The sequence below is a fragment of the Rhodoferax sp. AJA081-3 genome, from assembly GCF_017798165.1.
Lineage (GTDB): Bacteria > Pseudomonadota > Gammaproteobacteria > Burkholderiales > Burkholderiaceae_C > Allorhodoferax.
This window is the reverse complement of sequence record NZ_CP059068.1, coordinates 2,817,607-2,839,324: the sequence shown is the minus strand read 5'-3', so window position 1 is coordinate 2,839,324 and position 21,718 is coordinate 2,817,607. Positions and strand designations below refer to the sequence as shown.

At 60.9% G+C, this 21,718-nt stretch carries 18 protein-coding genes; 16 read left to right on the top strand and 2 right to left on the bottom strand.

Annotated elements, in window-relative coordinates:
• Window positions 1-8 precede the first annotated feature (8 nt).
• Window positions 9-344: a cupin domain-containing protein gene (locus HZ993_RS13385; protein WP_209393240.1), complete on the bottom strand. Its 336-nt coding sequence runs from the start codon at window positions 342-344 to the stop codon at window positions 9-11.
• A 220-nt stretch (window positions 345-564) separates the two neighbouring features.
• Here HZ993_RS13385 and kduI point away from each other — a divergent pair, with 220 nt between their 5' ends.
• From kduI to kdgR, 16 genes are all read left to right on the top strand, one after another.
• Window positions 565-1,401 (top strand): 5-dehydro-4-deoxy-D-glucuronate isomerase, encoded by an 837-nt coding sequence (gene kduI / locus HZ993_RS13380; RefSeq protein WP_209393239.1) that lies wholly within the window; start codon window positions 565-567, stop codon window positions 1,399-1,401.
• 14 nt (window positions 1,402-1,415) lie between these two features.
• Window positions 1,416-2,177 (top strand): 2-dehydro-3-deoxy-D-gluconate 5-dehydrogenase KduD, encoded by a 762-nt coding sequence (gene kduD / locus HZ993_RS13375; protein ID WP_209393238.1) that lies wholly within the window; start codon window positions 1,416-1,418, stop codon window positions 2,175-2,177.
• A gap of 33 nt (window positions 2,178-2,210) precedes the next feature.
• Entirely contained in the window at window positions 2,211-3,098 is an 888-nt protein-coding gene (locus tag HZ993_RS13370; protein WP_209393237.1) for a carbohydrate ABC transporter permease, read from the top strand.
• On the top strand, window positions 3,095-3,961 hold the full coding sequence (locus HZ993_RS13365) for a carbohydrate ABC transporter permease (protein ID WP_209393236.1): 867 nt from the start codon (window positions 3,095-3,097) through the stop codon (window positions 3,959-3,961). Before HZ993_RS13370 ends, HZ993_RS13365 begins: the two co-directional genes overlap by 4 nt.
• A gap of 284 nt (window positions 3,962-4,245) precedes the next feature.
• Window positions 4,246-5,373 carry an ABC transporter ATP-binding protein gene (locus HZ993_RS13360; RefSeq protein ID WP_209393235.1) on the top strand — a complete coding sequence of 376 codons (1,128 nt, stop codon included), beginning with the start codon at window positions 4,246-4,248 and terminating at the stop codon, window positions 5,371-5,373.
• Window positions 5,374-5,378: 5 nt separating this feature from the next.
• Window positions 5,379-6,668, top strand: a complete 1,290-nt coding sequence (locus tag HZ993_RS13355; RefSeq protein ID WP_209393234.1) for an ABC transporter substrate-binding protein — start codon at window positions 5,379-5,381, stop codon at window positions 6,666-6,668.
• Window positions 6,669-6,678: 10 nt separating this feature from the next.
• Window positions 6,679-7,842 (top strand): oligogalacturonate lyase family protein, encoded by a 1,164-nt coding sequence (locus tag HZ993_RS13350; protein WP_209393233.1) that lies wholly within the window; start codon window positions 6,679-6,681, stop codon window positions 7,840-7,842.
• A 17-nt stretch (window positions 7,843-7,859) separates the two neighbouring features.
• A complete protein-coding gene (locus HZ993_RS13345; RefSeq protein WP_209393232.1) occupies window positions 7,860-10,196 on the top strand; it encodes a pectinesterase family protein in 2,337 nt (778 codons plus the stop codon).
• Between the two features lie 2 nt (window positions 10,197-10,198).
• Complete coding sequence (gene uxaC / locus HZ993_RS13340) at window positions 10,199-11,593, top strand: glucuronate isomerase (RefSeq protein ID WP_209393231.1); 1,395 nt, start codon at window positions 10,199-10,201, stop codon at window positions 11,591-11,593.
• Window positions 11,590-13,212: a UxaA family hydrolase gene (locus tag HZ993_RS13335; RefSeq protein WP_209393230.1), complete on the top strand. Its 1,623-nt coding sequence runs from the start codon at window positions 11,590-11,592 to the stop codon at window positions 13,210-13,212. The genes uxaC and HZ993_RS13335 overlap by 4 nt, the downstream gene beginning before the upstream one ends.
• Window positions 13,209-14,555: a tagaturonate reductase gene (locus HZ993_RS13330; protein ID WP_209393229.1), complete on the top strand. Its 1,347-nt coding sequence runs from the start codon at window positions 13,209-13,211 to the stop codon at window positions 14,553-14,555. Before HZ993_RS13335 ends, HZ993_RS13330 begins: the two co-directional genes overlap by 4 nt.
• The gene (locus tag HZ993_RS13325) at window positions 14,552-17,392 is read left to right on the top strand and encodes a family 43 glycosylhydrolase (protein ID WP_209393228.1); all 2,841 of its coding nucleotides are present in this window, start codon (window positions 14,552-14,554) and stop codon (window positions 17,390-17,392) included. Before HZ993_RS13330 ends, HZ993_RS13325 begins: the two co-directional genes overlap by 4 nt.
• 78 nt (window positions 17,393-17,470) lie before the next feature.
• Window positions 17,471-18,415, top strand: coding sequence for a TRAP transporter substrate-binding protein (locus tag HZ993_RS13320; RefSeq protein WP_245213981.1), 945 nt, complete (start codon window positions 17,471-17,473; stop codon window positions 18,413-18,415).
• A gap of 11 nt (window positions 18,416-18,426) precedes the next feature.
• A complete protein-coding gene (locus HZ993_RS13315; protein ID WP_209398459.1) occupies window positions 18,427-18,915 on the top strand; it encodes a TRAP transporter small permease in 489 nt (162 codons plus the stop codon).
• Window positions 18,906-20,189, top strand: a complete 1,284-nt coding sequence (locus HZ993_RS13310; protein ID WP_209393226.1) for a TRAP transporter large permease — start codon at window positions 18,906-18,908, stop codon at window positions 20,187-20,189. Before HZ993_RS13315 ends, HZ993_RS13310 begins: the two co-directional genes overlap by 10 nt.
• Window positions 20,190-20,256: 67 nt before the next feature.
• Window positions 20,257-21,063: a DNA-binding transcriptional regulator KdgR gene (gene kdgR, locus HZ993_RS13305; protein ID WP_209393225.1), complete on the top strand. Its 807-nt coding sequence runs from the start codon at window positions 20,257-20,259 to the stop codon at window positions 21,061-21,063.
• A 17-nt stretch (window positions 21,064-21,080) separates the two neighbouring features.
• On the opposite strand, the gene HZ993_RS13300 is transcribed toward kdgR, so the two are convergent.
• Window positions 21,081-21,713 carry a MarC family protein gene (locus tag HZ993_RS13300; RefSeq protein ID WP_209393224.1) on the bottom strand — a complete coding sequence of 211 codons (633 nt, stop codon included), beginning with the start codon at window positions 21,711-21,713 and terminating at the stop codon, window positions 21,081-21,083.
• Window positions 21,714-21,718 lie beyond the last annotated feature (5 nt).

Genomic DNA, 21,718 nt, shown 5'->3' with positions numbered 1-21,718 from the left:
GCTTGTATTCAGGTTGTCAGGTAATCGTCTCGGCAAGGGGAAAATTGGTCTAACAAGGTACTCTTGTCTTCCAGGGCCACCACGCCATGGGTATGGTGGTGTGGTGCGATGAATGCATCGCCGGCACGAAGGATCTTCTTCTGCCCGGCAACTTCGGCCTCAAAGGACCCGGAAATGACAAATGCAATCTGGTCGTGCACATCGTGTGCGTGGGGGGTACCAATGGCGCCCTTGTCAAACTGCACGAGCACGGCCATCAGTTGCGGGGTGTGGGCCACGATTTTTCTGCGTATGCCGTCACCCAGCTCGGTCCAGGGGGTGGTGTTGTGTTCATAAAAGTGCATGCGGTGCCTCGGCTAGGTTGCTGTCGGATGCCATCAAATTTGCGCCGTGCAAACTCTTGGAACCTTGTTTTGCTGTTACTATATCATCATCAAATAAAAATGAAACGATGGTTCACTAAGTAGAAACCAGCATTTCATTAAATAATTTTGTAGCTTAGTCTTAAAAAAGAAGGGCCGTTCGCGGCTCTGTAGCCAACACCATCTGGAAACAGGAGAAACCATGCAAATCCGCCAACCCGTCCACAGCGAACATGCCAAAACCCTGGACACCGAAAGCCTGCGCCGCCACTTCCTGGTGGAAGACCTGTTTGTGGCCGATAACGTCACACTGACCTATAGCCAGATCGACCGCATCATCGTGGGCGGCATCATGCCGGTGAGCACCGGAGTCACTTTCGCGGCGGAGCTTGGCAAACACACCGGTACCGACTTTTTTCTGCAGCGCCGTGAGCTGGGGCTGATCAACATTGGCGGCGCCGCCCGTGTGGTGGTGGACGGGGTGAACTACGACGTGGGCGCGCGTGAGGCCCTGTATGTAGGCCAGGGTGCCCGCGCGCTGGAGTTTTTCAGTATGGACGCCGCACAACCCGCCAAGCTGTATTTCAACTGTGCACCAGCCCATGTGGCCTACCCCCACCGCAAGGTCACGCTGGCCGAGGCATCGCCGGAAACCCTGGGTTCGGCCCAGACCAGCAACCGCCGCACGATCTACAAGTTCCTGGTGCCCGATGTGTTGCCCACCTGCCAGTTGCTGATGGGTATGACCCAGTTGGAGCCTGGCAGCCTGTGGAACACCATGCCCTGCCACACCCACGACCGGCGCATGGAGGTGTATTTCTACTTCGACATGAACGCCGACGCAGCCGTCTTCCACATGATGGGGGAGCCCACACAAACCCGCCACCTGGTGGTGCGCAACGAGCAGGCGGTCATCAGCCCCAGCTGGTCTTTGCACAGCGGCGTGGGCACACAGGCCTACACCTTCATCTGGGGCATGGTCGGCGAAAACCAGGTCTTCAAAGACATGGACCACGTGCCCATGACCACCTTGCGCTGAGCCGGAGACACGCCATGACAACAGAAAACTTCCAACTCAACGGCCAGGTGGCCATGGTCACCGGTTGCAATACAGGACTGGGCCAGGGCATGGCCCTGGCGCTGGCACAGGCGGGCGCCGACATTGTGGGTGTCAACCTGAGCGACCCGGCCGACACACGTGTGGCGATAGAGGCCACGGGCCGGCGCTTCTGGGACATCCGGGCCAACCTGTCGGACGCCAGTTGTTTGCAAGACGTGATTCAGCAGGCGCTGGGGCATGCCGGCAAGATCAACATCCTGGTGAACAACGCCGGCATCATCCGGCGCAATGACGCCATCGACTTCAGCGAAAAAGACTGGGACGATGTGGTCAACCTGAACCTGAAGACAACCTTCTTCCTGGCCCAGGCGGCGGTCAAGCAGTTCATCAAACAGGGCAAGGGCGGCAAGATCATCAATGTGGCCTCCATGCTGTCCTTCCAGGGGGGTGTGCGCGTGCCGTCCTATACAGCGTCAAAAAGCGGTGTGATGGGCGTGACCCGGGCCATGGCCAACGAATGGGCGGCGCATGGTGTCAATGTGAACGCAATTGCCCCAGGCTATATGGCGACCGACAACGCCACGGCCTTGCGTGCCGACGCCGCGCGTAATGCGGCCATACTGGAGCGTATCCCCGCCAACCGCTGGGGTCTGCCCAGTGACCTGGCGGGGCCTGTCGTGTTTCTGGCATCCAAGGCGTCGGACTATGTCAATGGTTATACGCTGGCCGTTGACGGTGGATGGCTGGCGCGTTAAGAGCCTGGGTCCCCACGCACGGAGTCTGCAAGCATGTACGAAAACAAACGACTGGGCTTTCTGTTTGTATTGCCCTTTGTGCTGGGGGTGTTGCTGTTCAAGCTGTTTCCCTTTGTGATGAGTTTTGCGCTCAGCTTCACGCAGTACGACCTGATTGACCCGCCTAAGTATGTGGGGCTGGACAACTACCGCGAACTGGCCACGGCCGACCCCTTGTTCCGCAAGTCACTGGGCGTCACCCTGCTGTTTGCGGCTCTGGCCGTTCCCCTGCGCGTGGGGTTTGCGCTATTCATTGCGCATGTGCTGAACTTCCGTTTGCGTGGCATCAATTTCTTCCGGGCAGCCTTCTACCTGCCATCCATTCTGGGCGGGTCGATCGCGGTGGCCGTGTTGTGGCGCTTCATCTTTGCCAAGAACGGCCTGGTCAACCTCATCATGGTGCAGTTGGGCCTGGAGCCGATTGCCTGGCTAGCCGATGAACACTACTCCATGTGGACCATCGTGCTGCTGTTCACATGGCAGTTCGGCTCGGCCATGGTGATCTTTCTGGCGGCTCTGCAGAACGTGCCCGTGTCCTTGTACGAGGCAGCAGAGTGCGACGGTGCCAGCAAGCTGCAGCAGTTCTGGAGCATCACCGTGCCGCTGATCACACCGGTGATCTTCTTTAACCTGATCATGCAGATGGTGCACGCCTTCCAGGAGTTCAACGGTCCCTACATGATCACCGAAGGCGGCCCGTTGAGCTCTACCTATGTGTTGGCCCTGTATATCTATGACCAGAGTTTCCGCTTCTTCAACCTGGGCTACGGTGCGGCCCTGTCCTGGGTGTTGTTTGCGTTGGTGGGGGGCTTGAGTGCTATCAGCTTCTGGAGTTCCAAGTACTGGGTGTTCTATGCGGGCGAGAAGGAGCAGCGCAAATGAGCGGCGGTGATATGCATGGCCCAAGCCGCGGAGACGCGGGGCGGCCCTGGTTGCGTTACCTGGCACTGGGGCTGGTTGCGCTGGTGATGCTGTACCCGTTAATCTGGCTGGTGGGTGCGTCCTTCAAGAGCAACAGTGAAATCTTCACCGAGGTGGGTTTCTGGCCGCAACGCTTTGACTTTGGCGCCTACGCCAAGGGATGGAAGACCAGTACCGAATACACCTTTGCAACCTATTTCCTGAACAGCTTTCTGATCACCATTCCGCGCATCATCGTCACGGTGATCTCTTGTGTGCTGGTGGCCTATGCGTTTGCGCGCTTTGAGTTCTGGGGCAAGAAGATCCTGTTCTCCGTCATGGTGGGCACCATGATGCTGCCCCTGATTGTGCTGCGCCTGCCGCAGTACTTGGTGTTCCGCGAGCTGGGCTGGCTGGACTCTTACCTGCCACTGATCGTCCCGTCGGCATTTGCGACGGACACGTTCTTCATCTTCATGCTGGTGCAGTTCCTGAAAGGCATTCCGCGGGACATGGAAGAGGCGGCACAGATTGATGGATGCAACGCTTTGCAATTGCTGTGGCACATCATCGTGCCCTTGCTAAAGCCGGCAATCGTGTCTGTCATCGTGTTCCAGTTCATCTGGACCATGAATGACTTTATGGGCCCGTTGATCTACTTGGCGTCGGTTGAGAAGTACCCGGTGTCGCTGGCTCTGAAGATGAGCATAGGTGCGACCGAGGAAGTGGAGTGGGCCAATGTGATTGCCATTTCGGTCGTGGCGCTGATCCCTTCAGTGGCCGTGTTCTTTGCCGCACAAAGACACTTCATAGAGGGGGCTACTTCTAGTGGCGTCAAGGGATGAAGTCCGTGATTGGTGTGCGCTTCGGAGCAGTTGGGGTATGCCTTTTGCTCCATGTCCCCCGCGCTTCGCGCTCCTCCTTGACCTGCGCAAAACGCACACCTCAACTGCTCCTGCGAGGTGTAGCGTCAAGTGCAGGCAAGGGGTGGGTGTTTTGCGGAGGTCAAGGAGGAGGGCCCTCACGGCCCGGGGGACACGGAGCAAAACATCTGCCCCTTGCCTGATGCGGGCGGACGAAAAGCCCTTTGACACGACCTGAAGAAATAAGAAATACGGAGACAAACCCAGTGGCACGTTTAAGCCTCAGAAAAATAGAAAAGATCTACCCCAACGGCTTCAAGGCCGTGCATGGTGTGGACCTCGAAGTGCGCGATGGTGAGTTCATGGTCTTCGTGGGCCCATCCGGCTGCGCAAAGAGCACATTGCTGCGCATGATTGCGGGGTTGGAGAGCATCACGGGAGGTGAGCTGCACATTGGCGACAAGCTGGTGAACGATCTGGCACCCAAGCAGCGTGGCATTGCCATGGTGTTCCAGAACTACGCGTTGTACCCCCACATGACGGTGTACGACAACCTGGCCTTTGGCCTCAAGCTGGCGGGTACACCCAAGGCCGAGGTGCAGCAGCGCGTGCGCCATGCAGCCGGGTTGCTGGAGATGGAGCACCTGCTGGAGCGTTACCCCAAGCAGCTCAGCGGTGGCCAGGCCCAGCGCGTGGCGGTTGGACGTGCCATCGTTAAGAAGCCCGAGGTGTTCCTGTTTGATGAACCGCTGTCCAACCTGGATGCCAAGCTGCGTGCCGCGATGCGTGTGCGCCTGACCGAATTGCACCGCACGTTACGGGAGTCCGGCCAGCCTGCAACCGTGGTCTACGTGACCCACGACCAGGTGGAGGCTATGACCATGGGCGAGCGAATTTGTGTGCTCAAGGACGGTGTCATCCAGCAGGTGGACACCCCCACCGCGCTGTACGACCATCCGGCGAATGCCTTTGTGGCGAGTTTCATCGGGTCACCCGAGATGAATATCGTGGATGCGCAGTTGGTGGCGCACGACGGAGGTCTGGTGGTCCAGTTAGGGGGGCAGGTGTTGCGCCTACCCATGGGCAAGAGTGAACAGATTGCAGGACGAACCGGTGCGGTGAAGTTTGGCCTGCGGCCCGAGCATGTGTCGGCTGGTCCTCGCGCACAAGGCGACAGTGTGCCCGTGCAGGGAACACTGCGGTTCACCGAACACATGGGCAGTGAGGTGTTCGTGCACTTCAATATTGGAGACCTCACGCTGAGCGCCCGTGTACCTGCAGACGAATTGCACGGCCTGCAGGACAAGGCCCGCGGTGCCGCACACACTTTCCATCTGCAAATGCAGCGTTGCCACCTGTTTGATGCAGACAGTGGCCTGACCTTGCTGAAGTAGGCACCATGCTGCAACGCCGACATTTCACTGCGCTGGCCTTGAGCCCTGTGCTGGCGCAGGCGCAAGTTGCCAAGCCCACCGTTCTGCGTTTCGCCTGGTGGGGCGGCGCGGGCCGGCACGAGGCCACGCTCAAAGCCATTGCACTGTTTGAGCAACAAAACCCTGGTCTGAAGATCAAGGCCGAATACATGGGTTTCAACGGCTACCTGGAGCGCCTGACCACCCAGATCGCCGGTGGCTCCGAGCCCGATGTGATGCAGATCAACTGGGCGTGGCTGGCCATGTTCTCCAAGCGTGGCAATGGTTTTATGGATCTGGAGCAGCAGCGCAGTGTGCTGGCGCTGGACCAGTTTAGTCCCGAAGACCTCAACGCAGGGCGCGTAGCCGGAAAGCTCAATGCCTTGCCCTCGGCCTATACCGCACGCGTATTCCTGTGGAACAAGGCCGCATTTGACCGTGCGGGTGTGGCGCTGCCAACCACATGGGACGAGTTGTTTGCCGCAGGCCCGGTGTTCAAGGCCAAGCTCGGGGACCATGCCTATCCGCTGGATGGTGAGTTGTACGACATGATCCTGTTGGCGCAGGCCTACGTGCAGCAAAAATACGGCACGCCATATGTAGACCCCCTGGAGCCTCGTGTGGCCATGAGCCTGGCAGCAGCGTTGGAGTGGGTGCAGACCTACCGGCGACTGATCACCGAACACGTAGCCACGCCCCTGCCCTTGCGCGCCAGCCTGGGCGGTGCCGAAAAACCCACGGAGCAGCAGCAGGACTGGGTGGTGGGCAACTGGGCGGGCAACTTCACTTGGGATTCCGCCATTCCCCTGCGCGCAGCCACCTTAAACGCGCAGCAGAAACTGGTGTTGGGCGAATTCCCGACGCTGCCGGGCGCCAGTGTCAGTGGCATGTTTGGCCGGCCCACGGTCATGTTGGCGGTGGGGCGCAACTGCAAACAGCCGGAGCTGGCCGCGCGCCTGGTGAACTACATGCTGACCGACCCGCAGGCGGCCCGCATTCTGGGCAAGACCCGTGGTGTACCCGCCGCGCGCAGCCAACTGGAGGCACTGGTGCAGACCAACAAACTGCCGGCCATGGAGCTGGCCGCGCACGAACAGATCAAGAAGCAACGGCTGGCTGGGCGGGTTCCCGTGCCAGCACCGCTGTTCGAACACGCGCGCCTGCACAAGTTCATGCGTGAGGTGTTTGAAACCGTGGCCTATGGCAAAACCACAGACCAGGAGGCCGCGCGTCGCCTGGTGGAAGATGGCAACGCCCTGTTGAAACGCATCAAGTAATCAGAAAACTATGAGCAAATCCACCCAACGCCAACTGGCATTCGAGACCAAACGCGACGCAGACACTGGCGCCCGCGTGACGCGGCTGACACCGCTGGACATTACCTGCCACCGCAATTACTTCTACCAGAAGTGTTTCACCAATGACGGCTCCAAGCTGATCTTTGGCGGTGAGTTTGGTCCCGGTAGCGCGTGGAACTACCACCTGCTGGATCTGCACAGCCAGGTGGCCACCCAACTCACCGACCAGCGCGGTGAAAACACCTTTGGCGGATTTTTGACGCCCGATGACCAGCACCTGTACTTCGTCCGCGCCGAGCGCCAGTTGATCCGACTCGCGTTGTCGGACCTGACGGAAGAGGTGGTCTACACCGTGCCCCAGGGCTGGGTGGGTTATGGCACCTGGGTGTCCAACACCGCCAGCACCAAGATGGTTGGCATCGAGATCCATGCGGACGACTGGTTTCCCTTAAGCGACTGGAAGAAATTCCACGACATGTACCACGCCAAGCCACGTTGCCGGCTGATACGCATTGATCTGGCGACTGGCCAGCGCGACGTGATCCTGGAAAAACATGGCTGGCTAGGCCACCCGCAGTACCAGCCTTTCCATGATGACACCGTAGCCTTTTGCCACGAAGGTCCGCATGACCTGGTGGACGCACGCATGTGGTTCATCAACGAAGACGGCAGTAACCTGCGTTGCGGCAAGGTGCACCAGACGGGTGAGAGCTGCACCCACGAATTCTGGGTACCCGATGGTTCGTCCATGATCTACGTGTCTTACCTCAAGGGGCAACGTGACCGCTGGATCTGTCAGCTCGATCCCGTGACGCTGGAAGACAAACGCCTGGTGTCTATGCCGCCGTGTTCACACCTGATGAGCAACTTCGACGGAAGCCTGCTGGTGGGTGATGGTTGTGGTTCACCGGCCGACGTTGCGGACGCGGGCAGCCACAACATCGTGACTGATCCGTTCCTGCATGTGTTCGACCTCAAGGCCGGCACCGTACGTGCCGTGGCACACCACGACTCATCCTGGCGTGTCCACAAGGGCAGCCGGCAGGTGACACATCCGCACCCCTCGTTCACACCGGACGAAAAACAGATTCTGTTCAGTTCGGATGCGGAGGGTGAACCGGCTTTGTATCTGGCGGACCTCGCAGCGCCATGACGCGCTGGATGTGTCTCGTGGCGTCTCTCGCTGTGAGCGCATGGGCGCAAGAAACCGCCCGACCGCAGGTATTGCCCGCCGCTGCTGCGGACTACACGGTAGAGGCTTATCTGGCACAAGGCCCATCCCCCTGGTCCCCGGCGGACCTGTCCGGATGGCGGGATATGCGACCCGATGTGGTTGTGACCCCGGACGGCAGCACAGGCTTTACCAGCCTGCAGGTTGCGCTGGATGCGGTACCCCCCGCGAGCCCGGGGGCACGGCGCGTGGTGATAGGTCTTGCCGCGGGGACCTACCGCGGGCAAGTCTGTTTGCGGGACAAGGTGCCGGTCACCCTGGTCGGGCTGGGCCGCCAACCGTCTGACGTGCGCATCGTCGCATCGCGCTACGCCGGGGATAGCAAACGTCCGGGTGTGGATACAGGCAATCCCTGCCTGCCAGCAGTGGATGCGCCGACCTACGGCACCTTCAGCAGCGCAACGCTGGCCCTCTTCAGCAATGGCGTGCAACTGGTCAACCTGACGGTTGAAAACGATGCGATGAATGCTGTGCGTGCGGGCGTTGGCTATCCCGCGGCTGCGGCGGAGGCGGGTGGTGCACAGGCTGTCGCCCTGATGACCCAGGGCGACAGGATCCAGCTGGAAAACGTGCACCTGCTGGGCCACCAGGACACGCTGTACGTGCGTTCCGCGCCTGGCAAGACCGGGGACCGCGTCTATATGCACCGCAGCCTGGTTGCAGGGGACGTGGACTTCATTTTTGGCGCCGGTACTTTGGTGATTGACGACAGCACCATCCTCAGCCGTGCAGGACGCCGGGCTGCCGGTGAGGGTGGTCATGTGCTGGCACCCAGCACGGCGGCGCAGACCTCCTTGGGCATGCTGGTAACCAATAGCCGCTGGATCAGCGAAGCCGGTTTGCGGCCGGGTTCCGTGTCGTTGGGGCGTGCCTGGGACCAGGGTATCGCCAAGGGAGCCTGGCAGCCTGCTGCATCACCCAATGGGCAGGCCGTGGTGCGCGACAGTGTGTTGGGCGCCCATATTGGACCTTGGGCTGCCTCCACGTCGCGCCGACCCTTCAGCGCGACGGGCGAGCAGGCCAACCGTCTGCTGGAGTGGCGCAACCAACAGGCCACAGACTGGAGTCGCGACGTGCTGGCACCCCAAGACGGTTGGGCCGCCGCACAGGGTGGGACATGGGGCGGTGCCGATGCGCGGGCTGAGCATGTCTACACCGTGCACAACCGCTCTGGGCTGGTGGCGGCGCTTGCACCTGGTGCACATCCGCGTGTGGTGCGTGTGGTCGGCCGTATCGACCTCAGCACCGATGCAGAAGGCCGTTCGCTGGGCTTTGCCGACTACAAAGACGCGGCATTCGACTGGCAGGCATTTGCCATGGCCTATGACCCAGCCACCTGGGGCAGGAAACCGCCTGCCGGACCACAGGAAGAGGCTCGCCAGCGCTCTGCGCGCAGGCAGGCGCAGCAGGTGGTGGTGAAGGTGCCATCGCGAACGACACTCGTAGGTGTTGGAACGGACGCAGCCATCGTCAACGGTGGCCTGGCGCTGGACCGGGTGGACAACGTCATCGTGCGCAACATCCACTTCTCGGATGCCTACGACTACTTTCCGGCCTGGGACCCCAAGGACAATACCAACGGAGAGTGGAACTCCGAATACGACAACCTGTCGCTGCGCGGCGCCACCCACGTCTGGGTAGACCACTGCACCTTCGACGACGGGCCAAGGCCCGACCACGCGGAGCCTGTTCTGCTGGGCCGCAGAATGCAACGCCACGATGGATTGCTGGACCTGTCACACCAGTCCAACTGGGTGACCGTGTCTTGGAACCATTTCCGCGACCATGACAAGACGACGTTGGTCGGCGGCGGTGACGCCCATGTGCAAGATGCTGGCACGCTCAAGACCACTTTTCACCACAACTGGTACCAGCGGACCAAGGAGCGCACGCCGCGCGTGCGTTACGGTGATGTCCATGTATATAACAACCTCTTTGATGGCAGTGGTGGGGGTGCCTACCCCTACGCCTATTCGCTGGGCATAGGGCTGCAGTCCAGAATTTACAGTGAACGCAATGTGTGGCTTACGGCCCCCAACGTGCGTTCCGCACAGTTGCTGCGTGTCCTCAAGGGCCATCGCTTTACCGACAACGGGTCCACCCACAACGGTGTGGCGGTGGACCTGATGGCGGAATTGCGCGTGCACCACCCCGACGTCAACTGGGCCGACGACGTGGGCTGGACGCCCAGCCTTTTTCTGGCGTTGGACCCCGTGTCCGAAGTGCAGGCCCGCGTGCAGCGCGGTGCAGGTGCCGGGCGCACACAGTCGGATTAAACATGCCAAGCTTCATGGACCCCCACTTTCTGCTGGACACGGAGACGGCGCAGCAGCTGTACCACGACGTTGCAGCCGAATTACCCATCATCGACTACCACTCACACCTGCAACAGGGTGAGATCGCGGCCAAGAAGCAGTTTCGCAACATTGCAGAGTTGTGGCTGGCGGGTGACCACTACAAGTGGCGCCTGATGCGCAGTGCGGGCGTATCCGAGGATTTTGTAACGGGGCCCCAAAGTGACGAAGCCAAGTTCCTGGCGTTTTGCCGCGTGCTGCCCTTGGCCGCGGGTAACCCCATCTACCACTGGTGCCACCTGGAGCTGCGGCGCATATTTGGCATCACGCTGACCATCAACGCAACCAACGCGCCTCGCATCTGGGAACAGGCCAACACCCGCCTGGCAACCATGACGTGCTGGACCTTGCTGGAACAGGCCAAGGTCGAGGTCGCCTGCACCACCGATGACCCGGTGGACGATCTGGCACAGCACGAATCCATCGCACGCTCGGGGCTATCGACCCGCGTGCTGCCCGCGTTCCGCCCCGACGCGGCCATGCGCATCAACCGCCCCGGCTTTGCCGACTACCTAGTGACGCTGGGGGCGAAAACGGGTTCGCCCATCACCCGATATGCCGACCTGGTGGCGGCGCTGGCCGACCGGGTGGCCTATTTTCACCAGCGTGGCGCGCGCATCTCGGACCACGCCATTGATTTGCCCATCAGCAGCGACACGGTATCGGTCGATGCCTGTGAGGTGCTGCTGTCACGGCGCTTGTCGGGAGCCACGCTCAGCGACGCGGAGCAGGCCGCCTTCCAGCGTGGTCTGCTGCAGGATCTGGGCACCATCTATGCCCGCCACCAGTGGGCCATGTGCCTGCACATTGGCGCCCAGCGCAACAACAGCCAGCGCGGCATGCAGGTGCTGGGGCCTGATACGGGTTATGACGCCATTTCCGATGCAGGTCATAGCCGCGGCATTGCAGGTCTGCTCGATGCACTGGATGCCGATGGACTCCTGCCCAAGACCATACTGTTCTGCCTGAATCCGGCCATGAACGAAATGCTGGCCGCGTTGATAGGCTGTTTTCAGGATGGCAGCGTGGCGGGCAAGGTGCAGATGGGCCCGGCCTGGTGGTTCAACGACCACAAGGACGGCAACCTGCGCCAACTGCGTGCACTGGCCAACCATGGCGTGCTGGGAAGCTTTGTCGGCATGGTGACGGATTCGCGCAGTTTTGCGTCTTACCCGCGGCATGACTATTTCCGCCGCCTGCTGTGTCGCCAGTTGGGACGCTGGGTCCAGGATGGTGAATACCCCGATGACCAGCAAGCATTGGAAACCCTGGTGCGCGGTGTCTGTTACGACAACGCCAAACGCTACTTTGCGTTATGACAGCCACCACGCCCGGCAAGGTCCTTTGCATCCACCCGGACGACGACATGCTGGTGGCTCTGGTGGACCTGCACACTGGAGAAACCGTGGAGTGGGCACAACAGCCGTTGACGATACGCACCGCAGTGCAACGCAAGCACAAGGTCGCGCGCCGCGACTGCGCGCAAGGCGACATTCTGAAGCTGTACGGCACGCCAGTGGGCAAGGCAACGCAGCCCATTGGTGCAGGTTGTGCCGTCACCACCGATAACCTGGAGCACTACGCTCCCGTGCCGGTGGTGGGTGCCGGACAGCCACCCCCGGTGTGGACAGCTCCAGATGTCACGCGCTGGCAGCAGGCCACATTCCAGGGTGTGATGCGAGCAGATGGACGGGTGGGCACGGCCAACCACTGGCTGATTTTTCCGCTGGTGTTTTGCGAGAACCGCAATGTGGAGCAGCTGCGCGACGCGCTGGTGCGGCCATTGGGTTATGGCCAGGATGAGGATCTGGCGGACTTCACCCGGTCACTATTGGGCGGTGTCACCAGCAATGCCCCCGCCACTGCGCGGCCCTTTCCCAATGTGGACGGCGTGCGCATCATCACCCACCAGGGCGGCTGTGGCGGCACGCGCGCAGATGCCCGCTCGCTGTGCCGGATTTTGGCGGCCTATGCGGACCACCCCAATGTGGCGGGTGTCACCGTGTTCAGCCTGGGCTGCCAGAACGCGCAGGTGGACATGTTCAAGGCCGCACTGGCCGAGCAGAACCCACATTTTGACAAGCCCTGTCTGGTCTATGAACAGCAGGAATGGGAGGGCGGCGAGGCGGCCATGATGAAGACCGTGGTGCAGGACACACTCCAGCAGCTGGCCATCGCCAATGAAGCCGTGCGGCAACCAGTGCCACTGTCGCATCTGCGTATAGGTGTCAAATGTGGTGGCTCGGACGGTTTTTCCGGCATCACTGCCAACCCGGTTCTGGGCTTGGTGTCCGACCGCCTGGTGGCGCTGGGCGGTGGTTCCATCCTGTCGGAGTTTCCCGAGTTGTGTGGCGTGGAGTCCAGCCTGATGGCACGCTGTGTGCACGCACCCGACCGGCAGCGTTTTGCGGACCTGATGCAGGACTTCGAAACCCGCGCCCATGCGGTTGGGACCACGTTTGCCGACAACCCCAGCCCGGGCAATATCCGCGACGGCTTGATTACCGATGCCATGAAGTCCGCAGGGGCTGCGCGCAAGGGCGGCAGCTCACCCATCGTCGCCGTGTTGGACTATGGCGAGGTGGCCAGACAGCCGGGCCTGTCGTTGCTGTGTACACCGGGCAATGATGTGGAATCGGTGACGGCACTAGTGTCTGCGGGCGCCAATGTGGTGCTGTTCACCACGGGCCTGGGCACACCCACCGGCAACCCGATTGCGCCCGTCGTCAAGGTGTCCAGCAACACCGACGTCGCCACCCGCCTGTCCGAACTGATTGATTTCGACTGCGGCAGCATTCTGCAAGGTGCGAAACCCGAAGCGCTGGCCGATGGGTTGATGGAGCACATCATTGCCTTTGCATCCGGGCAGCAGATTACGCAAGCGGATCGTCTGGGGCAGCACGACTTCATTTTCTGGCGGCGCGACATTTCGTTATGAACGGCACAGCAACGCTGCCCCGTCTGCAACGTGAAAAGGCCTTCGCATTGCCCATCCGTGTGCTGCAGTTCGGGCAGGGCAATTTCCTGCGCGCTTTTGTGGATTGGCAACTGGATGTACTGAACGAACGCTGCTGCCTGGACTTCGGCGTTGTCATCGTCCGTCCTACATCCCGCTCCACGGCCGCCTTGCTCGACACCCAGGGCGGGTGTTACACCACGGTCTTGCGTGGCGTCAACGCCCAGGGTGTTGTGCAGACCGACGTGCGCCGCATCGGGTGTGTGCAGCGCGAGCTGGATCTGGGCCACCACTTCGCGGACTATCTCGCCCTGGCGCGCAACCCGGATGTTCGTTTTGTGGTGTCCAACACCACAGAAGCCGGCATAACCACCAACACCACGGATGGTTATGGCGACCAGCCTCCGCAAAGTTTTCCGGCCAAGCTGACGCGCTGGTTGCACGAACGCTTCCTGCATTTCCACGGAGACCCCACAAAAGGCCTTGTGCTGCTGCCCTGTGAGCTGGTCGAGGCCAACGGTGCTGCTTTGCGCGGTGCCGTGCTGCACTTCTGCGCCCTGTGGCAACTCGCACCCGCGTACCGGGTCTGGCTGGAACTGTCTTGCCATTTTTGCTCCACGCTGGTGGACCGCATCGTCACCGGGTACCCCACCGATGAGGCGGTGCAGCTGCAGGCTGACCTGGGCTACCAGGATGCCTTTTTGGTCGCCGGGGAGCAGTACCACTACTGGGCCATCGAGGCGCCACCCTGGGTGGCAGAGGAGCTGCCGCTGCAGCGCGCAGGATTGAATGTGCAGTGGGTGGAAGACCTGGCACCGATCCGCCTGCGCAAGGTCGCCATCCTCAATGGCGCGCATACCGTATTGGCGGCGATTGGCCTGCAGGCTGGTGTGCGCACGGTGGGCGAAGCCATGCAGGACCCACAGATAGAAGATTTTCTGCAGGCGGTGCTCGCGGAAGAGATCATCCCCGCGCTGCCTTTTGATGAAGCCGGGTTGCAGACCTATGCCGGCGAGGCGCTGCGGCGCTTTCGCAACCCGCATATCCAGCACCCCTTGCAGGCCATTGCGTTGAACATGGCAAGCAAGTGTGTCACCCGTCTGCTGCCGCAGGTCGTGCGCTTCGAGCACACCAGAGGGCATTTCCCCCCGCGCCTGGTGTTGGCGCTGGCCGCGGCCATGCAGGGGCTCAGCGAACCTGCCGACGTGCTCCACACAGCGGTGATTGGAATCGCGGGTTTGGCGGATGCGCTAGCAGCTGCCCGTTCAAACATTCAGACGGTGGGTGTTCGACAAGCCTTGCAGGGCGTGGGAGCAATGGCATGAAACACGTGGTGCACCGGGCGGCGGCTCTGCTGGTGATGGTGATGGTGGTAATGCTGGGGTGGCTGGCACCCGCCTACGCGCAGATGAACCCCTACACCTACGACACAGAGGGCTGGGCCAGCGGCACCCGTGGCGGACAGGGTGGCCGCATCATCCGTGTCACCCATCTCAATGCATCCGGTCCCGGTTCCTACCGGGAAGCTGTCGAGGCCGAAGGGCCTCGCATCGTCGTGTTCGAGGTCGGTGGTGTGATTGATATGGCAGGCAAAAACATCACCATCAGAAACCCTTACCTGACGATTGCCGGCCAAACCGCGCCAGCGCCCGGCATCACGGTGATCAAGTCCGAGACGAATATCGCCACCCACAACGTCATCATCCAACACATGATGTTCAGACCTGGCGAGTTTGGCCGCACCAAGCGCAGTGGCCAGGACCAGGACGGCATCTCCACCCAGGCGGGTGCACACCACATCATCGTGGACCACTGCTCGCTGTCCTGGGCCACGGACGAAAACCTGTCCGTGGGTGGGCCCCGTTTTGAAGGCGCAGGCCCTGCAGAGTGGCGGCGCAATACCTCACACGCCATCACCTACAGCTACAACCTGATTTACGAGGGGCTGGCCAACTCGGTGCATGACAAGGGTGAACATTCCAAGGGCACGCTGGTGCATGACAACGCTACCGGCATCCTGCTGTACGGCAATGTCTATGCGTCCAACCGCGAACGCAATGCGCTGTTCAAGGGCGGTGTGCAGGCCGCCATGGTGAACAACCTGATATTCAACCCCGGCGCCAAGGCCGTGCACTACAACCTGGTGGCCCACGAGTGGGCTGGGCACGACTACCAGACGGGAAAGGTCACGCTGGTGGGCAATGTGTACCGCCAGGGCCCTGACACCAAGGCCAATACGCCGCTCTTTGCGCTGGGTGGACATGGCGATGTGGAGCTTTACCTGCAGGAAAACATCGCCGTCGACGAAGTGGGCCAGGCCGTGGCGCAAACTGGTGTGTATACCGCCAGCCGGGCTCGCATCGTGCAGGCGGATACGGCCTATCTTCCGCCCGACACCAAGATCCATGCGGTCCACGATCTGGAGCGCAACCTGCCGCTGGTGGCCGGTGCACGGCCCTGGCAGCGCGACCCCATTGATTTCAAACTGCTGTCGGATGTGGCAGAAGGGCGCGGTCTGATCATCGACTCCGAAACCGAGAACGCGATGGGTTACCCCCGTTACCCGTCCACCCGCCGAGCGTTTGATCCCGCAGACTGGAACCTGCAGGACATGAGCCCCAAGGCCGGCTGGGCGTCGTTGGCCCGACCGGAGTTGCGACAGACAAGGGTGGAGGGGGTGGAAGGGCAGCGCAAGGCCGATCTGGGCGATGGGCGTTACCTGAACCCCATCCTGGCGGGGGACCACCCCGACCCCAGCATCCTGAAGGATGGTGACGATTACTACATGACGTTTTCGTCCTTCGAAGCCAACCCGGGCCTGACGATCTGGCATTCACGCGACCTGGTGAACTGGCAACCCATAGGTTCCGCGCTCACGCAATACCTTGGCAGTGTGTGGGCCCCCGAGCTCACCAAACATGGCGACCGTTACTACCTCTACATCCCGGTCAAACAGCCCGGCAACAACAATATCTATGTGGTGCATGCCCCGAATATCCGTGGTCCCTGGTCGACACCTATTGCGCTGAACAACGAGCGCATAGACCCGGGCCACATCGTGGGCGAAGACGGGCGCCGGTACCTGTTTTTGTCGCATGGCGACCGCGTGCAATTGTCCGACGACGGGCTGCGCACGGTCGGGCCCATGACCCATGTCTACGAAGGCTGGAAATACCCCGAAGACTGGGATGTGGAGAGTTATTCGCAGGAAGGTCCCAAGATGCTGCGCCGAGGCGACTACTTCTACATGACGCTGGCCCTGGGTGGCACAGCCGGCCCGCCCACGGGGCATATGGTGGTGTCTGCACGGTCCAGGTCCATCCACCGCCCGTGGGAAAACTCGCCTTACAACCCCATTCTGCGCACCCGCTCGGCCAGCGAAAAGTGGTGGTCCAAGGGGCATGCCACCCTGGTCGAAGGCCCCAATGGCAAGGACTGGTACATGCTGTACCACGGCTATGAGAATGGCTTCTACACGCTGGGGCGCCAGACCCTGCTGGGCGCGGTGGAGTGGACGCCGGATGGCTGGTTCAAGGTGCGTGATGGTGATGACGGCTCCCCCTTGTCCAAACCCGCAGGGGGCCAAGCCGTGCCGCACGGGCTGGCACTCTCCGATGATTTTTCGACCAACAAATTTGGCCTGCAGTGGAGCTTCTTCCGCGGCGGTGCGGATGAGATGGATCGCGTGCGTTTTAAACCCGGGCATCTGGAACTCCGGGCACAGGGCGACTCTCCGGCCAATAGTTCACCCTTGACCTTTCTCGCAGGTGACCAGGCCTACGCCGTCGAGGTGGACATGGACTTTGACGAGGGTGCACAGGCGGGTTTGCTGCTGTTCTACAACGACAAGTTGTATGCAGGCTTGGGCGTCAACCACAAGAGTTTGGTTCTGCACCGTTATGGCATGGACCAGCGCAAAAGCGCCAAGCCCCTGGGCATGGGCAACACGTTGCGCATGCGACTCACCAACAACCGCCACATCGTCAGCATCCATACGTCCACCGACCAGGGGCGTAGCTGGCAAAAGTACGGCACACAAATGGAGGTCAGTGGTTACCACCACAACGTGGCTTACGGCTTCATGGCTTTGCGCCCGGCTTTGTATGCAGCGGGCAAAGGGACCGTGCGTTTCTCAAACTTGACCTACCGCGCTTTGCCCTGAATACGAGCAGCCTGAGTTTTTACAACCACAAGAGGAGATAGACACATGACTTACCGCAAAAACCTGATCCGCCCGCTGATGGCAGCGGCATCCCTGCTCGCAGTAGCCAGCGCCTGGGCCACGGAGTTCCGCTCGGCGGACATCCACCCCGATGACTACCCCACCGTGCTGGCCGTGCGCCACATGGGGGAGACTCTGAGCAAGGCTACCAATGGCAAACACAGCATCAAGGTGTTTTCCAAGTCCGCCCTGGGCATAGAGAAAGACACTATTGAGCAGACCAAGCTCGGTGCCATCGCCATGACGCGTGTGAATGCCGCGCCCATGAACAACATCTGTGCGGCGACCATGGTGCCAACCATGCCCTTCCTGTTCCGCTCCACCGAACACATGCGCAAGGTGTTGGACGGCGCCATTGGCGATGAGATTTTGAAAGACTGCGAAGCCCAGGGTTTCATCGGACTGGCCTTTTACGACTCGGGCGCGCGTTCCATGTACACGGTCAAGAAACCGGTCAAGACACTTGCCGACGCCAAGGGCCTGAAGGTGCGTGTGCAACAAAGCGACCTGTGGGTGTCCCTGCTCGAAGCCATGGGTGCCAATGCCACTCCCATGCCGTTTGGCGAGGTCTATACCGCGCTGAAGACCGGTCTGGTCGATGCCGCAGAGAACAACTACCCCAGCTACGAGAGCTCGCGGCATTTCGAAGTGGCCCGTTTCTACAACAAGACCGAGCATTCCCTGGCACCGGAGATCCTGCTGTTCTCCAAGAAGGTGTGGGACACGCTGTCAGCCGAAGAACAGAAGCAGATCCGTATTGCCGCCAAGGAGTCGGTCACCTATATGCGCAAGCTGTGGGATGAACGCGAAGAGAAATCACTGGCCATCGTCAAGGCGGCTGGTGTGCAGATCGTGGACGTGGACAAGGCCAGCTTCCAGGTAGCGATGAAGCCGGTGTATGACAAGTTCCTGAAAGATCCCAAGCTGCAGGACATGGTCAAGCGCATCAACGCAGTCCAGTAAGCCCCATGGCAATGTACACCCGCTTTTGTGCCGCTTTGGCCAAGCTGTGCCTGCAGCTGGGCGTCGCTGGCCTAGTGCTGCTGGTCGTGGCCGTGCTCTACCAGGTGGTGGGACGTTATGTGTTCAACGACACCCCCACCTGGGCTGAAAGCGGGGCCGTGTTGCTGGTGCTGTACGTGACCATGCTGGGCATGGCCGTGGGTGTGCGCGACGCGGGGCACATCGGCCTGGAATCCCTGTTGGTGCTGGTGCCGGATGCCCTGCGTCTGAAGATGGAGCTGCTTATCCAGGCGCTGGTGCTGGCCTTTGGCCTGGTCATGGCCTACAACTGCGGCGTGCTGGCGCACAGCGTGTGGGACTACAAGATCCCCACATTGGGCATATCGGAAGCCTTCAAGTACCTGCCACCCGCGCTTGCAGGTGTACTGGTCGCCCTGTTTTCCCTTGAACACACCATTGCGCTGCTGCGCCATGAAGACGTGGAGCCCGCATGGCACTGACAATTTTGGGTGTGAGCTTCACACTGTTGCTGCTGCTGGGCGTGCCCGTGGCGTTTTCCATCGGCCTGTCCTCGCTGGCTGCACTTCTGTATGAGGGCATGCCGCTGGCGGTGGGCTTCCAGCAAATGATTTCGGGCATGAGTCCGTTTTCTTTTCTGGCCATTCCGTTTTTTATTTTTGCGGGCGAGATCATGATGTACGGCGGCATTGCCGACCGTATCGTGGACTTTGCCAAGTCCGTGGCCGGCCATGTGCGCGGTGGTCTGGGCATGAGCAATGTGGTGGCCTGCACACTGTTTGGCGGCGTGTCCGGATCGCCGGTGGCGGATGTGTCCGCCATGGGTGCGGTCCTGATCCCACAGATGAAGAAGGAAGGTTATGACGCGGACTACGCGGTCAATGTCACCACCCACGCCTCCCTGGTGGGGGCACTCATGCCCACCAGCCACAACCTGATCATCTTCACGCTGGCCGCCAGCGGCAAGGTCAGCATTGCAGCGCTGATACTGGCGGGCATCGTGCCGGCCATCCTGCTCACCATCTGCAACCTGGTCGCGGCGTATGCGGTGGCCGTCAAGCGTGGTTACCCTGCGGGCACCTTCCCCGGTTGGGCGGTCGTGTGGCGCTCATTTCTGCAGTCACTTCCGGGCTTGCTGGTGGTGGTCATCATCATCGTGGGCATTCTGTCGGGTGCGTTCACCGCGACCGAGTCGGCATCGGTGGCCGTGGTCTGGGCACTGTTTTTGGCGGCTGTGGTCTACAAGCGCTTGACACGCGAACAGTTTCTGAAGGCCGCTGCCAAAGCGGTCAAAGCCACCGGGTCGGTGCTGCTGCTGATTGGCATCAGCTCCATGTTTGGCTACCTGATCGGCCTGTATGGCGTGGCGGAACTGACCGGCCAGATGCTGGGCAGCGTCAGCTCCAAACCCTGGGTGATTTTTCTGTGGGTCAACATCATCCTGTTTGTGCTGGGCACGTTTCTGGACATGGCCGCCACCATCCTGATTTGCACGCCCATCTTTTTGCCCATTTGTCAGCAGATGGGCATGAGCACCGAGCAGTTTGGCATCGTTATCCTGATCAATTGCGCACTGGGCCTGAACACGCCCCCGGTGGGTACCACCCAGTTTGTGGGTTGCACGATAGGCGGCATATCGGTGGGTGAGGTCATGAAGACCATCTGGCCGTTTTATGGCGGCCTGGTCGCGGCACTGATGCTGGTCACCTATGTGCCCGAGTTTTCCATGTGGCTCCCTAATCTGGTGTTGAAGTGAGTCGGCACTGCATGCACAAATAGTTCACAATACAATTTGAAACGTGTTTTCAGAGAAACCAAAACAAATGGATGATGACTCCCTAGATTCCAAGCAGCCCGAGTCGGTAGCGGCCGTCCTGAAGACCTTTGGCCTGTTGCAGGCCTTGGCCGAACGCAGCGAAACCGGCATTTCCGATCTGTCCATGCGCCTGGCCATGCCCAAGGCCACCGTCTATCGGTTTTTGCAGACCATGATGACCCTGGGTTATGTGCGCCAAGAGGCTGACAGTGAACGTTACGGCCTGACCATGAAGGTGTTTGAACTGGGCACCAAGGCCTTGCAGTACCCCGAGCTGGTCGATCTTGCCAAGCACCATATGCAAATGCTGGCCGACAAGACCGGCGAAACCGTGCACTTGGGCACGCTGATCGACAGCGAAATCATCTACGTGCACAAGGTGGATTCGCGCCACATGCTGGGCATGTATTCCAAAGTGGGCCGGCGTGCACCGCTGCACTGCACTGCCATTGGCAAGGTGCTGATGGCCTGGGAACACCCCGACCGCCGGGCCCTGATTCTGCAAGGCGCAGAGTTCACCAAATACCGTGACAAGACCATTGTGGAACCTGCCGCATTTGCACAGGAGCTGGAGCGCGTCAAGGCCCAGGGCTTTGGTGAAGACCGCGAAGAGTTTGACGACCACATCCGTTGCCTGGGTGTGCCCATCTTTGACCGCCTGAACCGGCCCATTGCCGGGTTGAGCATTTCATTCCCGACGTTCCGCTACGAACCGGCGCGCGAGGGTGAAGTGGTGGCGATGCTGACCGATGCCAGCCGCGACATTTCGTCCAGGCTGGGCTGCACGCGTTTCCCGCTGGACGCGCCGCAGTAAGCCGCCAGCGCTGGGGCTCAGCGCCCCAGCATCGGGAAGAGCTTGACCAGCCCGTCCGACATCACCTCGACCGCCAGCGCAGCCAGTATCAGGCCCATCAAACGGGTCATCACATTGATGCCGGTCTTGCCCAGCACACGGGCAATGGGTTGTGCCAGTGCAAAACACAGTGCGGTGGCCATGGCGATAACCACGCCATAACCCACCAGCGTGCCCAGCTGCAGAAAGGTCTTGGCCTTCTCCGAGTAAATCACCACGGTGGACATGGTGGCGGGGCCGGTCAGCAGCGGTATGGTCAGTGGCACAACCGCAATGCTGGCGCCGCGTGCGGCCTTCTCGGCGCCGTCTTCCATTTCATGGGTGTTGGTCTTGGCCTCGGCCGGTTGTGCGTTGAGCATGTTCAGGGCGGACGTCAGCAGCAGCATGCCGCCGCCCACCTGGAAGCTCGCCAGCGAGATGCCAAAAAAATCCAGAATCTGCAGCCCGGCCAGTGCGCTGGTGGCGATCACCACAAAGGCGCTGAAGGACGAAATCACAATCGTGCGCCGGCGCTGCTCGCGCGAAAAGCCCTGGGTATAGTGGATAAAGAACGGCACGATGGCCAACGGGTTCACGATGGCCAGCAGGGTGATGAGGGGTTTGAAATCCATAGTAT

Bases quoted from the DNA above. Each gene is read 5' to 3' on its own strand.
- HZ993_RS13385 (WP_209393240.1), bottom strand. From the start codon at position 344: ATGCACTTTTATGAACACAACACCACCCCCTGGACCGAGCTGGGTGAC.
- kduI (WP_209393239.1), top strand. From the start codon at position 565: ATGCAAATCCGCCAACCCGTCCACAGCGAACATGCCAAAACCCTGGAC.
- kduD (WP_209393238.1), top strand. From the start codon at position 1,416: ATGACAACAGAAAACTTCCAACTCAACGGCCAGGTGGCCATGGTCACC.
- HZ993_RS13370 (WP_209393237.1), top strand. From the start codon at position 2,211: ATGTACGAAAACAAACGACTGGGCTTTCTGTTTGTATTGCCCTTTGTG.
- HZ993_RS13365 (WP_209393236.1), top strand. From the start codon at position 3,095: ATGAGCGGCGGTGATATGCATGGCCCAAGCCGCGGAGACGCGGGGCGG.
- HZ993_RS13355 (WP_209393234.1), top strand. From the start codon at position 5,379: ATGCTGCAACGCCGACATTTCACTGCGCTGGCCTTGAGCCCTGTGCTG.
- HZ993_RS13350 (WP_209393233.1), top strand. From the start codon at position 6,679: ATGAGCAAATCCACCCAACGCCAACTGGCATTCGAGACCAAACGCGAC.
- uxaC (WP_209393231.1), top strand. From the start codon at position 10,199: ATGCCAAGCTTCATGGACCCCCACTTTCTGCTGGACACGGAGACGGCG.
- HZ993_RS13335 (WP_209393230.1), top strand. From the start codon at position 11,590: ATGACAGCCACCACGCCCGGCAAGGTCCTTTGCATCCACCCGGACGAC.
- HZ993_RS13330 (WP_209393229.1), top strand. From the start codon at position 13,209: ATGAACGGCACAGCAACGCTGCCCCGTCTGCAACGTGAAAAGGCCTTC.
- HZ993_RS13325 (WP_209393228.1), top strand. From the start codon at position 14,552: ATGAAACACGTGGTGCACCGGGCGGCGGCTCTGCTGGTGATGGTGATG.
- HZ993_RS13320 (WP_245213981.1), top strand. From the start codon at position 17,471: ATGGCAGCGGCATCCCTGCTCGCAGTAGCCAGCGCCTGGGCCACGGAG.
- HZ993_RS13315 (WP_209398459.1), top strand. From the start codon at position 18,427: ATGTACACCCGCTTTTGTGCCGCTTTGGCCAAGCTGTGCCTGCAGCTG.
- HZ993_RS13310 (WP_209393226.1), top strand. From the start codon at position 18,906: ATGGCACTGACAATTTTGGGTGTGAGCTTCACACTGTTGCTGCTGCTG.
- kdgR (WP_209393225.1), top strand. From the start codon at position 20,257: ATGGATGATGACTCCCTAGATTCCAAGCAGCCCGAGTCGGTAGCGGCC.
- HZ993_RS13300 (WP_209393224.1), bottom strand. From the start codon at position 21,713: ATGGATTTCAAACCCCTCATCACCCTGCTGGCCATCGTGAACCCGTTG.